The following is a 17,737-nucleotide window of genomic DNA, read 5'->3' on the forward strand; positions in this document are numbered from 1 at the left end:
CGTCGGCGGAAGATGCCAATTGCCATTGGCGTCTGCTTTTACGTTGCCATACGCCGGATTGTAGTCTTTGCCATACGCATAGATATCCGTATTGGGGGCGGCCCTGCCCGAGAGCTGCGGCTGTCGAGTCGTCAGGCGTTCGTTGTTGGCGGGACTGTCGACAATGGGAGCACTGCCGTAGGGCAGGGTGCCACCGGTGACTGGAGGCACCGAAGGAGTGATCGGAGGCACTGAAGGGGTGATCGTATCTGTAGGAGGTACTACAGGGGGGCTTGGCGTTGGAGGCTGAACATTCGCCTCGATATAAACATTGGTGTTCGCCGCGTATTCGCCAGTTGACGTTGTATAAGCAGTGAAGGCGTATATGCCGGCCGGCAGCTCTACCGCTGACCGAACCAGCCAACTGCCATTTGTGTCGACTATGGTTTTCGCCAGGCCGATCCCGGTGTTGCTCTGACACACAGTAATTTCGGTACCCGGTGCCCCCTTCCCCAGAAAAATCGGTCTGTTTTGTGGAAAGATTTTTGTGATCGGCGAGAAAACTGTTGGTGCGCTCATGCCGTTTCTCCTGAAGAGTTAAGAGGCTGTTGCCACTTTCTCTCGCAGAAACGGGTTGAATCTACTGTTAGAAATAACAGTTTCGATGAGCGGTCTCGAATTCAAAACCGCTCTGATCTTTTACCGGTCAGGATTGGTACTGGCTCAACAACCGCTCCATGCGCGCATCCAATCGGCGCTTGATCTCGGTTTCGATATGCGGAGCAAAATCGTCGATCACGTCTTGCATGATCAGTTGCGCAGCAGCGCGCAGTTCGTTGTCCAGGTGCAGCAGCAGGGCGTCGGGCGCTTTCTCTGCGGCAGGCACGGCAACTGCCGGCGCGGGGGCGGCTTGCTCTGCAGGCGTTTCGACAGGTTCCGGCGCGACAGGTTTGCCACCGACCATATCGAACAGCAAAGGAATTTGTACGTCACCATTGACCGAATCGGTCAGCAGCGGCGGTTGCAGGTCATCATCACCGAGCAGCTTGCGGATCGACTCAAGGTCATCCAGCAGGTGATCAGAGTCTTTTAGCGGGTTTGGAGTGTCCATCATGTGCTCAAAGTCGTTGTAGCCGGTGATCTTGCAGAGAATAGCCCTGTTCACGGTAGAAACGGAAACTCTCCCGTGCGGCCTGACGAATAGCCGGGTCTTCCACCACCACTTCCGCCACACGGGCGAAACTCTTGGCGAAGGCCGGTACTTTCAGGTCGAGGTTGACCAGCAGGTCTGTGTGATCGCCACAGTTATCGCCCAAACCCAGTACCACCAGGCCTTCCGGCTCTGATTCGGCGGGACCGTGGGGCACGAAGCTTTCGCCCTTGAAGCGCCACAGGCGGGCGTCGAGGTCATCACGCTGGGCGGCATCGCTGCAGTGCAGGTAGATGCGGTGGCCCATGCGCCAGGCTTTTTCGGTGAGCTTGCAGGCAAAGTCCAGGCGCGCGGAAGGATCGGCGCTGGGCAATATATAGAAGTCGACTTGGGTCATTGGGGGTCCTGATAGCCGCGCCGCATGTGTAAATACTGTCTGATCGACCACCACGAAAACCCCGTAGCAGCTGTCGAGCCTGAGCGAGGCTGCGTTGCGGTGTGTCAGATACTCCGCTGACGCAGCCTCGCCGGGGCTCGGCAGCTGCTACGGTCGGGGCGGCGTTGGAATCGCCGCCCCGGGGTCGTCAGTTTCAGGCTTTGGCGCGGTCCAGCAGGTACTGGGTCAGCAATGGAACCGGACGGCCAGTGGCGCCCTTGTCCTTGCCGCCGCTGGTCCAGGCAGTGCCGGCGATGTCCAGGTGCGCCCAGTTGAAGTTCTTGGCGAAACGCGACAGGAAGCACGCAGCGGTGATGGTGCCGGCTTTCGGGCCGCCAATGTTGGCGATGTCGGCGAACGGGCTGTCCAGCTGTTCCTGATATTCATCGAACAGCGGCAGTTGCCAGGCGCGGTCGTCTGCAGCCTGGCCGGCGCTGAGCAGTTGGCCGATCAGTTCGTCGTTGTTGCCCAGCAGGCCCGATGTGTGGGCGCCCAGGGCAACCACGCAGGCACCGGTCAGGGTGGCGATGTCGATCACGGCTTGCGGCTTGAAGCGCTCGGCGTAGGTCAGGGCGTCGCACAGCACCAAGCGGCCTTCGGCGTCGGTGTTGAGGATTTCCACGGTCTGGCCGCTGAGGGTGGTGACGATGTCGCCCGGACGGGTCGCGCCGCCGCTCGGCATGTTCTCGGCGCAGGCCAGGATGCACACCAGGTTGATCGGCAGCTTGAGTTCCAGCACGGCACGCAGGGTGCCGAACACGCTGGCGGCGCCGCCCATGTCGTACTTCATCTCGTCCATGCCCAGGCCCGGCTTGAGGCTGATGCCGCCGGTGTCGAAGGTGATGCCTTTGCCGACCAGGGCAAATGGCTTCTCGGACTTCTTGCCGCCGTTGTATTGCATCACGATCAGGCGTGGCGGCTGGTCGCTGCCCTGGCCCACGGCATAGAACGAGCCCATGCCCAGTTCCTTGATCTTCTTCTCGTCCAGGACTTCGACTTTCAGGCCCTTGAATTCCTTGCCCAGCGCCTTGGCTTGCTCGCCCAGGTAAGTCGGATGGCAGATATTCGGTGGCAGGTTGCCCAAATCACGGGTGAAAGCCATGCCGCCGGCGATGGCCTGGGCGTGGGTCACGGCGCGTTCGACTTCAGCATGGGCGGCCTTGATGGTCAGCAAGGTGACTTTCTTCAGGGCGCGGGGTTCAGCCTTGGTGCTCTTGAACTGGTCGAAGATGTAGCCGCCATCCAGCAGGCTTTCGGCCAGCAGACGGGTCTTGCCGTAGCTGTCGCGGCCCTTGACCACGATCTCGTCCAGCGCCAGGGCTGCGTCGGTGCCGCCCAGGCCCTTGAGGGTGTTGAGGATGCCGGCGATGATCTTGCGGAACGGACGGTCGCCCAGTTCGGCGTCTTTACCGACGCCCACCAGCAATACGCGGTCGGCTTTAAGGTTAGGCAGGCTTTGCAGCAGCAGGCTTTGGCCGACCTTGCCGGCCAGGTCACCGCGCTTGAGGACTGCGCTGATGGCGCCGCCGCTCAGTTCGTCCAGTTGCTTGGCGGCAACGCCGAGCTTGCGGCCTTCGCCGACAGCGACCACGAGGGTGGCGGTTTTCAACGTTTCGGGGCTAACGCTTTTTACAACCAGTTCCATTTTCGGGTCCCTTATAAAGGTCAGTGAGCCAGGAGTCTGTACTCCGGCTTGTAAGCTTGGCAGCCTGTAGGCCGCCCGCGACAAAGGCCGCAGTTTGAACCTCGCCGCCCGAGCCTGACAACCCTTGTGGGCAGCTTTGTGCACGCGTATGAGCAAGCTCCGTGACAGGTGCGGTCAATCACAGGATAATGCGCCATCTTTTTAGCCGGCCTGCAGCAATGGGTCGACTCGATATGCTTGCTTGTTTGGCCGCCTTAGCCTGACAACCCTGGAGTGTCTGGTTTGATCGTCTTCCGTTATCTGTCCCGCGAAGTCCTGTTGACCCTGAGTGCCGTGAGTGCGGTATTGCTGGTCATCATCATGAGTGGTCGCTTCGTCAAATACCTCGCCCAGGCCGCCTCGGGCGCCCTGGATCCGGGCTCGCTGTTCCTGATCATGGGCTTTCGCCTGCCGGGCTTCCTGCAGCTGATCCTGCCGTTGGGCCTGTTTCTCGGGATTCTGCTGGCCTACGGCCGCTTGTACCTTGAAAGCGAAATGACCGTGTTGTCGGCCACCGGCATGAGCCAGCAACGTTTGCTGGCCATGACCATGGTTCCGGCCACCGGTATCGCGCTGGTCGTGGCCTGGTTGAGCTTGAGCCTGGCGCCCCAGGGTGCCCTGCAGTTCCAACTGGTGCTCAACAAACAGGACGCCATGACCGAATTCGACACCCTGGAGCCTGGCCGCTTTCAAGCGCTCAACGATGGCACCCGGGTGACCTATACCGAGCAAATGACGGATGACCGTGCCAACCTGGGCGGTGTGTTCATCTCTCAGAAAAACCTCGGCCAGAACCAGAAAGACCGTGGTATTTCGATTCTGGTGGCCGACAAGGGACGTCAGGAAGTGCGCCCGGACGGCAGCCGCTACCTGATCCTGGAGGACGGCTATCGTTATGACGGCAGCCCCGGCCAGGCCGATTACCGCGCAATCAAGTACGACACCTATGGTGTGATGCTGGCCCGGCCGGATGTCAGCGACGAGGTCACCGACCGTGACGCGATCCCGACGCCAGACCTGGTCGGCAGCAAGGAATTGCGTTCGATCGCCGAGCTGCAATGGCGGATTTCCCTGCCGCTGCTGGTCTTTATCGTGACCTTGATGGCCGTGCCGCTGTCCCGGGTCAACCCGCGCCAGGGCCGCTTCCTCAAGCTGTTGCCGGCAATCCTGCTTTATATGGCTTACCTGACCATCCTGATTTCCGCCCGTGGCTCCCTAGAGAAGGGCAAGCTGTCGCCGACCCTGGGGTTGTGGTGGGTCCACGGGATCTTCCTGGCGATTGGCCTGGGCCTGCTTTATTGGGAACCGTTGCGCCTGAAGATGAAGAGTCGTCGCAGCATGAAGGAGATGGCTCGTGGTTAAGCTCGACCGCTACATTGGTAGCAGCGTCCTGGTCGCAATCCTTGCGGTATTGGGCATTATTCTGGGGCTTGCCTCGTTGTTCGCTTTCATTGATGAAGTCGGCAACGTCAGCGATACCTACACCGTAACCGACGTCCTGAGCTACGTGGCATTGACGGCACCCCGTCGTCTCTACGACATGATGCCGATGGCCGCGCTGATTGGCTGCCTGATCGGCTTGGGCAGCCTGGCCAGCAACAGCGAGCTGACCATCATGCGCGCGGCGGGTGTTTCCATCGGCCGCATCGTGTGGGCGGTCATGAAGCCGATGCTGTTGCTGATGGCGGTCAGCGTGCTGATCGGTGAATACGTGGCGCCCCCTGCCGAATCCACCGCCCAGGCCAACCGCGCCCTGGCCCAGGGTTCGGGGGATGCCCAAAGCTCCAAGCATGGCCTGTGGCACCGCCAGGGTGAGGAATTTATCCACATCAACGCCGTGCAACCAGACGGCTTGCTGGTCGGTGTCACTCGCTACCGCTTCGATAAAGAGCGTCACCTGTTGTCGTCCAGTTTCGCCAAACGCGCACAGTACAGCGATGAAAAGTGGCAATTGAGCGATGTGACCACCACCTATTTCCGTGAAATCGGCAAGGGCGCGGCGTCGAGTACTGAAGTCATCAATGTGCCGACGGAGCAGTGGGACATTGCCCTCAAGCCCGAATTGCTGAACACCGTGGTGATGATCCCGGAAAGCCTGCCAATCTCTGGCCTGTGGAGCTACATCCATTACCTCAAGGACCAGGGCTTGAACAACGGTCGTTACTGGCTGGCGTTTTGGGTCAAGGTGTTGCAGCCGGTGGTGACCGCTGCGCTGGTGCTGATGGCGATTTCGTTCATCTTTGGCCCGTTGCGTTCCGTAACCCTTGGCCAGCGCGTGTTTACTGGCGTGCTGGTGGGCTTCACCTTCCGTATCGCCCAGGACCTGCTCGGGCCGTCCAGCCTGGTATTCGGCTTCTCGCCGCTGCTTGCGGTGCTGGTGCCGACGGCTATTTGCGCCTTGGCCGGCTTCTGGCTGTTGCGTCGGGCCGGTTGAGCCCGCGCTTATGAACAAAAAATGCCCCGTTCGAACGACCGGGGCATTTTTGTTCTTGGTCACCATGGATGACGTCAGGTCTGCGCATCAGGTACAATTCCCGGCTATTTTTCAGCGGGCAGTCTGCCTGCAGCCTTTTTGAGTGTTGATCCGTGAGTGATTTGAGTCATATCCGCAATTTCTCCATCATCGCCCACATTGACCATGGCAAGTCGACGCTGGCCGATCGATTTATCCAGATGTGCGGCGGCCTTGCCGAGCGTGAAATGGAAGCCCAGGTGCTGGACTCCATGGACCTCGAGCGCGAGCGCGGGATCACCATCAAGGCCCACAGCGTTACTCTGTATTACACCGCCAAAGACGGTATCAAGTACCAGCTCAACTTCATTGACACCCCGGGCCACGTCGACTTCACCTATGAAGTCAGCCGTTCCCTGGCGGCCTGTGAAGGCGCGTTGCTGGTAGTGGACGCGGGCCAGGGCGTTGAAGCCCAGTCCGTAGCCAACTGCTATACCGCCATCGAGCAAGGCCTGGAAGTGATGCCGGTGCTGAACAAGATCGACCTGCCACAGGCCGATCCGGACCGCGTCAAGGAAGAGATCGAGAAGATCATCGGCATTGACGCCACCGACGCCGTCGAGTGCAGCGCCAAGACCGGCCTGGGCGTAGACGAAGTGCTCGAGCGCCTGGTCAAGACCATTCCAGCGCCTACCGGCAACTACGAAGATCCGCTGCAAGCGTTGATCATCGACTCCTGGTTCGACAACTACCTGGGCGTTGTCTCCCTGGTGCGCGTGCGTCACGGCCGTGTGAAGAAGGGCGACAAGATCCTGGTCAAATCCACCGGCAAGATCCACCTGGTGGACAGCGTTGGTGTATTCAACCCGAAGCACACCGCGACCACTGATCTGAAAGCCGGTGAAGTGGGCTTCATCATTGCCGGTATCAAGGACATCCACGGTGCACCGGTAGGTGACACCCTGACCTTGAGCTCCACCCCTGACGTCGACGTGCTGCCGGGCTTCAAACGCATCCAGCCGCAGGTCTACGCCGGCCTGTTCCCGGTCAGTTCCGACGACTTCGAGGATTTCCGCGAAGCCCTGCAGAAGCTGACCCTCAACGACTCGTCGTTGCAGTACACCCCGGAAAGCTCCGACGCCCTGGGCTTCGGCTTCCGCTGCGGGTTCCTGGGCATGCTGCACATGGAAATCATCCAGGAGCGCCTCGAGCGCGAATACGACCTGGACCTGATCACCACCGCGCCGACGGTTATTTTTGAACTGGCGCTGAAGACCGGTGAAACGATTTACGTCGACAACCCGTCCAAGCTTCCGGATCTGTCTTCCATCGAAGACATGCGCGAACCGATCGTGCGGGCCAATATTCTTGTGCCGCAAGAACACCTGGGCAACGTCATTACCCTGTGTATCGAAAAGCGTGGCGTACAGCACGACATGCTGTTCCTCGGTACCCAGGTGCAAGTGACCTACGATTTGCCGATGAACGAAGTGGTCCTGGACTTCTTCGACCGTCTCAAATCCACCAGCCGCGGCTATGCTTCGCTGGATTACCATTTTGATCGTTACCAATCAGCTAATCTGGTGAAGCTGGATGTGCTGATCAACGGCGACAAGGTCGATGCCCTGGCGCTGATCGTGCACAAGGACAACGCGCACTACAAAGGTCGCCAGTTGACCGAAAAGATGAAAGAACTGATTCCGCGCCAGATGTTCGACGTCGCGATCCAGGCCGCCATTGGCGGGCAGATCATTGCACGGACCTCCGTCAAGGCACTCAGAAAGAACGTACTGGCCAAATGCTATGGCGGCGACGTCAGCCGTAAGCGCAAGCTGCTCGAGAAGCAAAAGGCCGGTAAAAAACGCATGAAGCAAGTGGGCAACGTGGAAATTCCACAAGAAGCCTTCCTTGCGGTGCTCAGGTTGGATAGTTAGGTCCTATGTCACTAAATTTCCCGCTGTTGCTGGTCATTGCCGTTGCCGTTTGCGGTCTCCTGGCGTTGCTCGATCTGATTTTCTTCGCCCCGCGTCGCCGGGCTGCCATCGCGGCCTATCAGGGCAGCGTCAGCCAGCCCGATGTGGCGGTGGTCGAGAAACTGAACAAAGAGCCAATGCTGGTTGAATACGGCAAGTCGTTCTTCCCGGTGTTGTTCATCGTGCTGGTGCTGCGTTCGTTCCTGGTGGAACCGTTTCAGATCCCTTCGGGATCGATGAAACCTACCCTGGACGTGGGCGACTTCATCCTGGTGAACAAGTTTTCTTACGGGATCCGCTTGCCGGTGATCGACAAGAAAGTCATCGAGATCGGTGACCCGCAGCGCGGCGATGTGATGGTGTTTCGCTACCCAAGCGACCCGAACGTCAACTACATCAAGCGTGTAGTGGGCCTGCCGGGTGACGTGATTCGCTACACCAGCGACAAGCGCCTGTTCGTCAATGGCGAGTCGGTGGCGGAAAAACTGATCGGTTCCGAGCCAAACACCTTGGGCAGCGCCGAGCTGTACCAGGAAAAACTCGGAGCGGTAGAGCACGAAATCCGCAAGGAAATGAGCCGCTACCGTTCGCCGCCTGACAACCAATGGACAGTGCCTGCCGGGCATTACTTCATGATGGGCGACAACCGCGACAACTCCAATGACAGCCGCTACTGGGATGACCCCAATATTCCCAAGGACCTGCTGGGCATGGTTCCCGACCAGAATATCGTCGGCAAGGCCTTCGCGGTCTGGATGAGTTGGCCGGAACCCAAGCTCAGCCACCTGCCGAACTTCTCGCGGGTCGGGCTGATCAAGTAATCCATGCGGCGCTGTGAACACAGCGCCGAATGCTTTTCTGGGGCTTGGACAAAGTCTGGCCCCATGCAGCAACCACCAGGATTTGAATTTGAACACAGCGTTAATCGTCGCAGGCCACCGGTGCCTCGAACTGAATGTGGGTAAACCGTGAGCGTTTCTCTAAGCCGTCTCGAGCGTCAGCTCGGTTACACCTTCAAGGATCAGGAATTGATGATCCTTGCCCTCACACACCGCAGTTTTGCCGGGCGTAACAACGAGCGCCTGGAATTCCTCGGTGATGCCATCCTCAATTTCGTCGCCGGCGAAGCCCTGTTCAATCGCTTCCCGCTGGCCCGCGAAGGCCAGTTGTCGCGCTTGCGTGCGCGCCTGGTGAAAGGCGAGACCCTGGCCGTACTGGCCCGTGGTTTCGATCTGGGCGATTACCTGCGCCTGGGTTCCGGCGAGCTGAAGAGCGGCGGTTTCCGTCGTGAGTCGATCCTGGCCGACGCCCTGGAAGCACTGATCGGCGCCATCTACCTCGATGCAGGCATGGAGGCAGCAAAAGAGCGCGTCGTCGCCTGGCTGTCGACCGAGATTGAAAGCCTGACGCTGGTAGACACCAACAAAGATCCGAAGACCCGCCTGCAGGAATTCCTGCAGTCCCGTGGTTGCGACCTGCCGCGTTACGAAGTGGTGGATATCCAGGGTGAGCCGCACTGCCGAGTTTTCTTCGTCGAATGCGAAATCACCTTACTGAATGAAAAAAGCCGAGGTCAGGGTGTGAGCCGTCGTATTGCCGAACAGGTAGCGGCCGCTGCAGCACTGATTGCCCTGGGCGTGGAGAATGGCCATGACTGATTCAACCGCAACTCGCTGTGGCTATGTTGCCATCGTCGGCCGTCCGAACGTGGGCAAGTCCACGTTGCTGAACCACATCCTGGGACAGAAGCTGGCGATCACCTCGCGCAAGCCTCAGACCACCCGCCACAACATGTTGGGCATCAAGACCGAAGGCGCCGTACAGGCGGTCTACGTCGACACCCCGGGCATGCACAAAGGCGGCGAAAAGGCCCTTAACCGCTACATGAACAAAACCGCTTCGGCTGCGTTGAAAGACGTCGACGTGGTGATCTTCGTGGTCGACCGCACCAAGTGGACCGACGAAGACCAGATGGTTCTGGAGCGCGTGCAGTACGTCACCGGCCCGTTGATCGTCGCGTTGAACAAGACCGACCGCATCGAAGACAAGGCCGAGCTGATGCCGCACCTGAGCTGGCTGCAGGAACAACTGCCGAACGCCCAGATCATGCCGATCTCGGCCCAGCACGGGCACAACCTCGAAGCCCTGGAGCGCGTGATCGCAGGGTACCTGCCGGAGAACGAGCACTTCTTCCCGGAAGACCAGATCACCGACCGCAGCAGCCGTTTCCTCGCCGCCGAACTGGTACGCGAGAAAATCATGCGCCAGATGGGCGCCGAGCTGCCATACCAGATCACCGTCGAAATCGAAGAGTTCAAGCAGCAGGGCAAGACCCTGCATATCCACGCGTTGATCCTCGTTGAACGTGACGGCCAGAAGAAAATCATCATTGGCGACAAGGGCGAGCGCATCAAGCGCATCGGCACCGAGGCGCGCAAGGACATGGAATTACTGTTTGATTCCAAGATCATGCTCAACCTGTGGGTGAAGGTTAAGGGTGGTTGGTCTGATGATGAGCGCGCGTTGCGTTCGTTGGGTTACGGCGACCTGTAACAGGTCTCCGGAACACCGCAGGACAAATGTGGGAGCGGGCTTGCTCGCGAATGCAGTGGATCAGTCACCAGATGTGTTGACTGACACTCCGCATTCGCGAGCAAGCCCGCTCCCACATTGGATAGTCGTTGTTTTCCAGACCGTGTTCCCGCAGCGAGAACCCAATGTCCCAAACCCCACCCACCGGCCAACCCGCCTACGTCTTGCACAGCCGCGCCTACCGCGAGACCAGCGCCTTGGTGGACTTCCTCACACCTCAAGGCCGCCTGCGCGCGGTCTTGCGCAGCGCCCGCGGCAAGGCCGGCACCCTCGCGCGGCCCTTCGTGGCCCTGGAAGTGGAGTTTCGTGGACGTGGCGAACTGAAGAACGTCGGCCGCATGGAAGCCGCCGGCGCTTCCAATTGGCTCAACGGTGAGGCGCTGTTCAGCGGCCTCTACCTCAACGAATTGCTGATCCGCCTGCTCCCCGCCGAAGACCCACACCCCGGCGTCTTTGATCACTACGCCGCGACCTTGCTCGCCCTCGCCGAAGGCCGTCCCCTGGAACCGCTGCTACGCGCATTCGAATGGCGCCTGCTGGATGACTTGGGCTACGGCTTCGAACTGAGCAACGACCTGCACGGCGACCCCATCGCTGCCGACGGTATGTACCGCCTGCAAGTGGACGCAGGCCTGGAGCGGGTCTACCTGCTGCAACCCGGCCTGTTCCAAGGCACCGAATTGCTTGCGATGAGCGAAGCCGACTGGACCGCCCCCGGCGCCTTGTCTGCCGCCAAGCGCCTGATGCGCCAGGCCCTGGCCGTGCATTTGGGCGGTCGGCCACTGGTCAGCCGCGAGTTGTTTCGAAAGCCCTGACATCCCCGTGTATGCTGTGCAGCGATTCCTTCCCTCTTCAGGAGCGCTTTTCGTGACCACCAGCAATCGCATTCTTCTCGGCGTGAACATCGACCACGTAGCCACCCTGCGCCAGGCCCGGGGCACCCGTTACCCGGACCCGGTCAAGGCCGCGCTGGACGCCGAAGAAGCGGGCGCCGACGGCATCACCGTGCACCTGCGCGAAGACCGCCGCCACATCCAGGAGCGCGACGTGCTGCTGCTCAAGGACGTGCTGCAAACCCGCATGAACTTCGAAATGGGCGTCACCGAAGAAATGATGGCGTTCGCCGAGCGCATCCGCCCGGCGCATATCTGCCTGGTGCCGGAAACCCGCCAGGAACTGACCACCGAAGGCGGCCTCGATGTGGCCGGCCAGGAAGCCCGGATCAAGGCTGCGGTGGAGCGCCTGTCGAAGATCGGCAGCGAAGTCTCGCTGTTCATCGATGCCGACGAGCGCCAGATCGAAGCCTCGCGCCGCGTCGGCGCCCCGGCCATCGAACTGCACACCGGCCGTTACGCCGACGCCACCACGCCGACTGAAGTTGCCGACGAATTGCAACGCATCATCGACGGTGTCAACTGCGGCCTGGGCGAGGGCTTGATCGTCAACGCCGGCCACGGCCTGCATTACCACAACGTCGAAGCTGTGGCTGCGATCAAGGGCATCAACGAGCTGAACATCGGCCATGCACTGGTGGCGCACGCGCTGTTCGTCGGTTTCAAAGGCGCCGTCGCCGAGATGAAAGCCTTGATTCTGGCTGCCGCCAAGGCCTGAAGTAACGAAGATCCAATGTGTGACTTGTGTGGGAGCCGGGCTTGCCCGCGATGGCATCACCTCGGTATTTCAGTTGCACCGAGGTGATGCTATCTCAGGCAAGCCAGCTCCCACACTAAGCCCGCTCCCACATGTGGCAATGCGAACCCTTACTGTTTAGGTGATGCCGGTGTATGGTATCTGCCCTTTGCGGGTCTCGGACCCGCGGCAGATACGTGAGGTTGTTGTGTCCCAATCGTTTTCCCGTCGACAAATCCTGGGTGGTCTTGCCGGTCTCGCGGTAGTGGGCGTCGGTGCCGGTGGCGCTTATCGCTATTGGCTGGGCAAGGTCGCCGAGGCTGAGGCGGGGCACGATTACGAACTGATCGCCGCGCCGTTGGACGTGGAATTGGTGCCGGGGCACAAGACCCAAGCCTGGGCTTTCGGCCCTTCGGCGCCGGGTACCGAGTTGCGGGTGCGCCAGGGTGAATGGCTGCGGGTGCGCTTTATCAACCACCTGCCGGTCGCCACCACCATCCACTGGCATGGCATTCGCCTGCCGCTGGAAATGGACGGCGTGCCTTACGTCTCGCAACTGCCGGTACTGCCGGGCGAATACTTCGACTACAAATTCCGCGTGCCCGATGCCGGCAGCTATTGGTATCACCCCCACGTGAACAGCAGCGAAGAACTGGGCCGTGGCCTGGTGGGCCCGCTGATCATCGAAGAGCGCGAACCCACCGGTTTCAAGCACGAACGCACCCTGAGCCTGAAAAGCTGGCACGTGGACGAAGAGGGCGCCTTCGTGGCCTTCAGCGTCCCGCGTGAAGCGGCCCGTGGCGGTACCGCCGGACGTCTGTCGACCATCAACGGTGTGTCCCAGGCCGTGATCGATTTGCCCGCCGGGCAAATCACCCGCGTGCGCCTGCTCAACCTCGATAACACCCTGACGTATCGCATCAACATCCCCGACGTTGAAGCGCAGATCTATGCGCTGGACGGCAACCCCGTCGAGCCACGCCCGTTGGGCAAGGAATACTGGCTGGGCCCCGGCATGCGTATCTGCCTGGCGATCAAGGCACCTCCCGCCGGTGAAGAACTGTCGATCCGCAACGGGCCGGTACGCCTGGGCACCTTTCGCTCGGTGGCCAGCAACGACGCCCCCACCGAATGGCCGCCTGCGCTGCCCGCCAACCCGATTGCCGAGCCAGACCTGGCCAATGCCGAGAAACTCAACTTCAATTTCGAATGGGTTGGATCGGTTTCGGTGAACGTAGGCAATAAGCCGCCGAGCCTGTGGCAGATCAACGGCCAGGCCTGGGACATCACCGACAAGACCTGCGCCGACCGCCCGATTGCCAAACTGGAAAAGGGCAAGAGCTACATTTTCGAATTGAAGAATATGACCCAGTACCAACACCCGATCCACCTGCACGGCATGAGTTTCAAGGTCATCGCCTCGAACCGCCACAAGGTGATTCCGTACTTCACCGACACCTACCTGCTGGGCAAGAACGAACGTGCCCGCGTAGCGTTGGTGGCGGATAACCCGGGTGTCTGGATGTTTCACTGCCATGTGATCGACCACATGGAAACCGGCCTGATGGCCGCCATCGAGGTGGCGTGATGCGCCAGTTTCGCCCCACGGCGATTATCGACCGCAGCCGCGACCAGGACTTCATGCGTGAAGCGCTGACCCTGGCGGCCCAGGGCGCCGCGCTGGGGGAAGTACCGGTGGGCGCGGTGCTGGTACAGGACGGAGAAATCATCGGGCGTGGCTTCAACTGCCCTATCAGCGGCAATGACCCCAGTGCGCATGCCGAGATGGTCGCGATCCGGGCCGCCGCCCAGGCTGTCAGTAATTACCGGCTGCCGGGCAGTACGCTCTACGTCACGCTGGAGCCGTGCAGCATGTGCGCCGGGCTGATCGTCCACTCGCGGATTGCCCGGGTGGTGTACGGCGCGCTCGAACCAAAAGCCGGGATCGTGCAAAGCCAAGGCCAGTTTTTTACCCAGGGATTTCTCAATCATCGGGTGCTGTATGAAGGCGGGGTGTTGGCTGAAGAGTGCGGGACGGTATTGAGCGAGTTCTTCAAGGCGCGTCGCGCCAAACCAACACTCTAAAGAACAGCGAGGGCTAATGTGGGAGCGGGCTTGCTCGCGAATGCGGTGTATCAGTCAATACATGTGCTGACTGACACACGGCATTCGCGAGCAAGCCCGCTCCCACATTTTTGATCTCCATTTAGTAAGGGAGAGTGGGGGTTATTTCCTGGCGACTATCACCGCCCGCATCGGCGCCGGCAGCCCTTCGATGGTCTTGCTGTGATCTTCAGGGTCCAGGAAGTCGCTGAGGGACTGATACTTCATCCACTCCGTGCCGCGCTGTTCCTCAATCGTGGTCACGCTCACATCCACACAGCGCACATCACTGAAGCCCGCACGCCGCAGCCACAGCATCAGCGCCGGCACCGACGGCAGGAACCACACGTTGCGCATTTGCGCGTAACGGTCTTCCGGCACCAGCACCTGCTGCTGATCGCCTTCAACCACCAGCGTTTCCAACACCAATTCGCCGCCCTTCACCAGGCAATCCTTCAGCGCCAGCAAATGTTCGATGGGCGAACGGCGGTGGTAGAACACGCCCATGGAAAACACCGTATCGAAGCCCTCCATGTTCGACGGCAGGTCTTCAAACGGGAACGGCAGGTGCCAGGCCCTCGGCTCTGACAGGTAACGCTGCACCGCCTGGAACTGGCAGAAGAACAGCCAGTTCGGGTCGACGCCAATCACGCTGTCCGCCCCGGCGCCGAGCATGCGCCACATGTAATAGCCGTTGCCGCAACCCACATCGAGAATGCGCTTGCCCTTGAGGTCCAGGTGCGGCGCGACCCGCGACCACTTCCAGTCAGAGCGCCATTCCGTGTCCACGTGCACGCCGAACAGGTCAAACGGGCCCTTGCGCCACGGGCACAATCCCATCAGCGCGGTACGCATTTGCGCACGGGTTTCGTCGTCGCAATCGGTGTCGAGCACCAGGCCATTGAGCAGGTCGATTTCGCTGGGCATGATTTTCGGCAGCGCATCCAGCGCACTCTGCCAGCGCTCCAGGTCGCCATGACCTTTTTCCATCTTCGCATCGAGTTGCGCTTGCAGGCCTTGGGCCCAAACGGCCAGGGGAGTGCCGACCAGATGGCGGGCGAGGGGAGACAGATCAATCATGGCAAGGCAATCAACGAGGCAAAGTTAAGACACTGGAACCACGGCACGACTTTGGAGAACCCGGCCGCCAACAGGCGTTCGCGGTGTTCTTCTAGGCTGTCGGGCTTCATGACGTTTTCGATGGCGCTGCGCTTCTGGGCGATTTCCAGTTCGCTGTAGCCGTTGGCGCGCTTGAAGGCGATGTGCAAATCGGTGAGCAGCGCGTGTTCTTCCGGGTCATTGAAGCGCAGCTTTTCCGAAAGGATCAGCGCGCCGCCCGGCAGCAGCGATTGGCGAATGCGCGAGAGCAACGCCAGGCGTTGTTCGGGGCCGATGAATTGCAGGGTGAAGTTCAGCGCTACTACCGACGCCGGCTGGAATTGCAGCGCGAGGATATCGCCCTCGATCACCTCCACTGGCAGCAACTCCTGGAACATCGAGTCCTGGCCATTGAGGTATTCGCGGCAACGCTCGACCATCGCCGCCGAGTTATCCACCGCGATCACTCGACAACCGTCGGTGCGCACGTGACGGCGCAGGGCCTGGGTCACCGCGCCGAGGGATGAACCGAGGTCGTAGAGCACACTATTGGGCTGGGCAAACTGCGCCGCGAGCACGCCGAGGTTCTCGACGATGGTCGGATAACCGGGCACCGAGCGCTTGATCATGTCCGGGAAAACCCGCACCACGTCTTCGTTGAAGGCGAAGTCCGGCACCTGGGGCAGGGGCTGGGCGAATAGGCGATCGGGTTCTTTGCTCACGGCTGTTCCGGCGACGAAGGGGAAAAGTCGCGTATTTTAGCGTACCTGCCCGTGGATGCAGTGAGCTTTTAGCCTTATAAATCTGATTTCCGGTCACGATCACCTCACCGTGTAGCAGAGGCGATCATGGGCTTGGAATTTTTAACGCAGGCCTGATTTCAAGTCGTACGCGCAGGTTAAATTAATTGTGTTAGTTGTATTTCCATGCAAGTAGCCGTCGAGGGTAATGCTTCCTTTGAAGTGGCCTTTTGTGAGGTCAAAATTGACGGTGAGTTTTGCCTGGGTCACTTCGTAGGGGCCACCACCGATCAAAGGGTATATGTCCAGGTAATGAATGCCTGGACTCCCCGGGAATTCATGCTCACCGTTCTGAATGTTTTTATCCATTTGAAGGAATATCTCAGATATCGTACTCGGTGAATATAATTGCACCGCTCTAATGATAATGACGTCTTCGCTGGGGTGTACGTACGCTTCACTATAGTCAGGCACAAAGCTTGTTATAGCCTTGCCATTAAACGATCCGGTCGTATGGGTGATTGATGTGATCTTTTTATGTTTGCGCGCAGTCATGATTAATTCCTTTACGTTGGATTAGTCCGTAAGGAAACTACCGAAGCTGGCGGTTGCCGAGAACTGTCATAATTGACAGTTTTTTAGAATTTTTAGTGATTACTTGTAGAGCGTAACGGAATAAACCTTTCTGCCTGGCTGTAAACTAGTGCGTTGTGTGTCTTTCACGAGTTGGTTGAGCAAATGCCGAGGCGGTAATCCCCCACTGCCCCAGCCAATAACTGACGATCAGCAAATACGGCGCCGCTTCAAACGAAACCACAAACCGATTGATCCCAATCAGCGTGTCGGAAAACACGAACGACACTGCGCCCGCTGCCGCCAGGTACGCCGAGCGCTTGGGCACATCGCTGCCCAATCGCGCCAGTGCTCGCCACAACATGGCGCTGATCACCAGCGCGTAAACCACCACCGGCACCAGCAATGGGCCCAGGCCATGGGAAATCAGGATGCTCAGCAAGATCGCACCCACCGCCAGCGCCAACACCAGCGGCAAAATGGCCGGGCGGCGGCAGTCGCTCAAGTAGGCTTTCAGGTACGCCAGGTGCGCGAACAAAAATGCCCCCAGGCCGAAGATGAACAAGTCGCCGGGCCAGGCCAGCAGCACATCGCCCACCAGGGAAAAAATCAGCCCCAGGCTGATCCAGCGTCGATAGTCGGTGGGCGGCGCATCATGCAGCCAGCCCAGTAGCGCCAGTACCGGTAATGGCTTCACTAACAGGCAGAGCAGGGCTGCGTGGGTGCTCAGGCCGTAGATAAAGGTTACCGCCCCCATCAACGCAAGGATCATCCATGGCATATCAGTTCACCGTAATGGCGCAGTCGAAGGTCTCGGCCGGTTCTGCTTCCGGCTCCCAGGGTTGTTGTGAGGTGAGGCGCAAACGGCCCTGGCCGGCGTTGAAGGCCTGGAAGCGCCAGGTGGATTGACCGCCACTGCCGACCACGCCGGTGCCTTCGGTGTTGCTGTAGACCTCGGGGCTCAGGCTGCGCAGCACGCCGCCGGCGGAATCCTGGATGGCCCAGCGGTAACCGGTGGTGGGATTGCTGGGCAGGGTCAGGATCAGGTTTTGCCCGGTCTTGAGTTGCAGCGGGCAAGCGCTCTGTTTTTCCACGGTGACGTTTTGCTTCGGCGCACTGGCGCAGGCGGCGAGCAGGCAAAGGCTCAGGGGGAGAAGCAGGCGGGCAGCGGTCATGGGGGCTCCGTTGTTTGGCGACGAAGGGCGAGCATAACCGAAGATGAGACAAGGTGTGACAAGCGAGGAAGTTGTGTTGATAGGACGGGCGCCATCGCGGGCAAGCCCGCTCCCACATTTGACCGCGTTGTCATTAACAACACCGATCCCTGT

General features: G+C 60.0%; 19 protein-coding genes. 10 read left to right on the plus strand and 9 right to left on the minus strand.

The window, feature by feature from the left end:
* The 4 genes from K0H47_RS26520 to K0H47_RS26535 all read right to left on the minus strand — a co-directional run.
* A partial coding sequence (locus K0H47_RS26520; protein ID WP_219273883.1) for a hypothetical protein occupies positions 1-558 on the minus strand: 558 nt, incomplete at its 3' end.
* Between the two features lie 127 nt (positions 559-685).
* A complete protein-coding gene (locus K0H47_RS26525) occupies positions 686-1,090 on the minus strand; it encodes a DNA polymerase III subunit chi (RefSeq protein WP_219273922.1) in 405 nt (134 codons plus the stop codon).
* Between the two features lie 7 nt (positions 1,091-1,097).
* Complete coding sequence (locus K0H47_RS26530; RefSeq protein WP_063033054.1) at positions 1,098-1,526, minus strand: DNA polymerase III subunit chi; 429 nt, start codon at positions 1,524-1,526, stop codon at positions 1,098-1,100.
* A 193-nt stretch (positions 1,527-1,719) separates the two neighbouring features.
* A complete protein-coding gene (locus tag K0H47_RS26535) occupies positions 1,720-3,210 on the minus strand; it encodes a leucyl aminopeptidase (RefSeq protein ID WP_219273884.1) in 1,491 nt (496 codons plus the stop codon).
* A 282-nt stretch (positions 3,211-3,492) separates the two neighbouring features.
* Between K0H47_RS26535 and lptF the strand changes: the two genes are divergently transcribed.
* The 10 genes from lptF (at position 3,493) to tadA (ending at position 13,980) form a co-directional block, all read left to right on the plus strand.
* Positions 3,493-4,611: an LPS export ABC transporter permease LptF gene (gene lptF / locus K0H47_RS26540; protein WP_063033052.1), complete on the plus strand. Its 1,119-nt coding sequence runs from the start codon at positions 3,493-3,495 to the stop codon at positions 4,609-4,611.
* A complete protein-coding gene (gene lptG, locus K0H47_RS26545; RefSeq protein ID WP_219273885.1) occupies positions 4,604-5,683 on the plus strand; it encodes an LPS export ABC transporter permease LptG in 1,080 nt (359 codons plus the stop codon). The genes lptF and lptG overlap by 8 nt, the downstream gene beginning before the upstream one ends.
* 152 nt (positions 5,684-5,835) lie before the next feature.
* Positions 5,836-7,635 carry a translation elongation factor 4 gene (lepA, locus tag K0H47_RS26550; protein WP_003210439.1) on the plus strand — a complete coding sequence of 600 codons (1,800 nt, stop codon included), beginning with the start codon at positions 5,836-5,838 and terminating at the stop codon, positions 7,633-7,635.
* Between the two features lie 5 nt (positions 7,636-7,640).
* Positions 7,641-8,495 carry a signal peptidase I gene (gene lepB, locus K0H47_RS26555; RefSeq protein WP_017476070.1) on the plus strand — a complete coding sequence of 285 codons (855 nt, stop codon included), beginning with the start codon at positions 7,641-7,643 and terminating at the stop codon, positions 8,493-8,495.
* Positions 8,496-8,642: 147 nt separating this feature from the next.
* Positions 8,643-9,332, plus strand: a complete 690-nt coding sequence (gene rnc / locus K0H47_RS26560; RefSeq protein ID WP_003210434.1) for a ribonuclease III — start codon at positions 8,643-8,645, stop codon at positions 9,330-9,332.
* On the plus strand, positions 9,325-10,227 hold the full coding sequence (gene era / locus K0H47_RS26565; RefSeq protein ID WP_003210432.1) for a GTPase Era: 903 nt from the start codon (positions 9,325-9,327) through the stop codon (positions 10,225-10,227). The genes rnc and era overlap by 8 nt, the downstream gene beginning before the upstream one ends.
* A 164-nt stretch (positions 10,228-10,391) precedes the next feature.
* A complete protein-coding gene (gene recO / locus K0H47_RS26570; protein ID WP_093201548.1) occupies positions 10,392-11,081 on the plus strand; it encodes a DNA repair protein RecO in 690 nt (229 codons plus the stop codon).
* A 52-nt stretch (positions 11,082-11,133) separates the two neighbouring features.
* Positions 11,134-11,877, plus strand: coding sequence for a pyridoxine 5'-phosphate synthase (gene pdxJ / locus K0H47_RS26575; RefSeq protein ID WP_063033049.1), 744 nt, complete (start codon positions 11,134-11,136; stop codon positions 11,875-11,877).
* 226 nt (positions 11,878-12,103) lie between these two features.
* On the plus strand, positions 12,104-13,483 hold the full coding sequence (locus K0H47_RS26580; protein WP_063033048.1) for a multicopper oxidase family protein: 1,380 nt from the start codon (positions 12,104-12,106) through the stop codon (positions 13,481-13,483).
* The gene (gene tadA, locus K0H47_RS26585; protein WP_063033047.1) at positions 13,483-13,980 is read left to right on the plus strand and encodes a tRNA adenosine(34) deaminase TadA; all 498 of its coding nucleotides are present in this window, start codon (positions 13,483-13,485) and stop codon (positions 13,978-13,980) included. The genes K0H47_RS26580 and tadA overlap by 1 nt, the downstream gene beginning before the upstream one ends.
* Positions 13,981-14,121: 141 nt before the next feature.
* Here tadA and cmoB read toward each other — a convergent pair whose 3' ends face one another.
* The 5 genes from cmoB to K0H47_RS26610 form a co-directional block, all read right to left on the minus strand.
* Positions 14,122-15,078 (minus strand): tRNA 5-methoxyuridine(34)/uridine 5-oxyacetic acid(34) synthase CmoB, encoded by a 957-nt coding sequence (gene cmoB, locus K0H47_RS26590; RefSeq protein WP_063033046.1) that lies wholly within the window; start codon positions 15,076-15,078, stop codon positions 14,122-14,124.
* Positions 15,075-15,818 (minus strand): carboxy-S-adenosyl-L-methionine synthase CmoA, encoded by a 744-nt coding sequence (gene cmoA / locus K0H47_RS26595; RefSeq protein WP_063033045.1) that lies wholly within the window; start codon positions 15,816-15,818, stop codon positions 15,075-15,077. Before cmoA ends, cmoB begins: the two co-directional genes overlap by 4 nt.
* A gap of 141 nt (positions 15,819-15,959) precedes the next feature.
* A complete protein-coding gene (locus K0H47_RS26600; RefSeq protein WP_063033044.1) occupies positions 15,960-16,391 on the minus strand; it encodes a hypothetical protein in 432 nt (143 codons plus the stop codon).
* 145 nt (positions 16,392-16,536) lie between these two features.
* On the minus strand, positions 16,537-17,190 hold the full coding sequence (locus K0H47_RS26605; protein WP_063033043.1) for a lysoplasmalogenase: 654 nt from the start codon (positions 17,188-17,190) through the stop codon (positions 16,537-16,539).
* A gap of 1 nt (position 17,191) precedes the next feature.
* Complete coding sequence (locus K0H47_RS26610; protein WP_063033042.1) at positions 17,192-17,584, minus strand: protease inhibitor I42 family protein; 393 nt, start codon at positions 17,582-17,584, stop codon at positions 17,192-17,194.
* Between the last annotated feature and the right edge of the window lie 153 nt (positions 17,585-17,737).

Source organism: Pseudomonas sp. Xaverov 83, assembly GCF_019352905.1.
Classification (GTDB): domain Bacteria; phylum Pseudomonadota; class Gammaproteobacteria; order Pseudomonadales; family Pseudomonadaceae; genus Aquipseudomonas; species Aquipseudomonas yamanorum.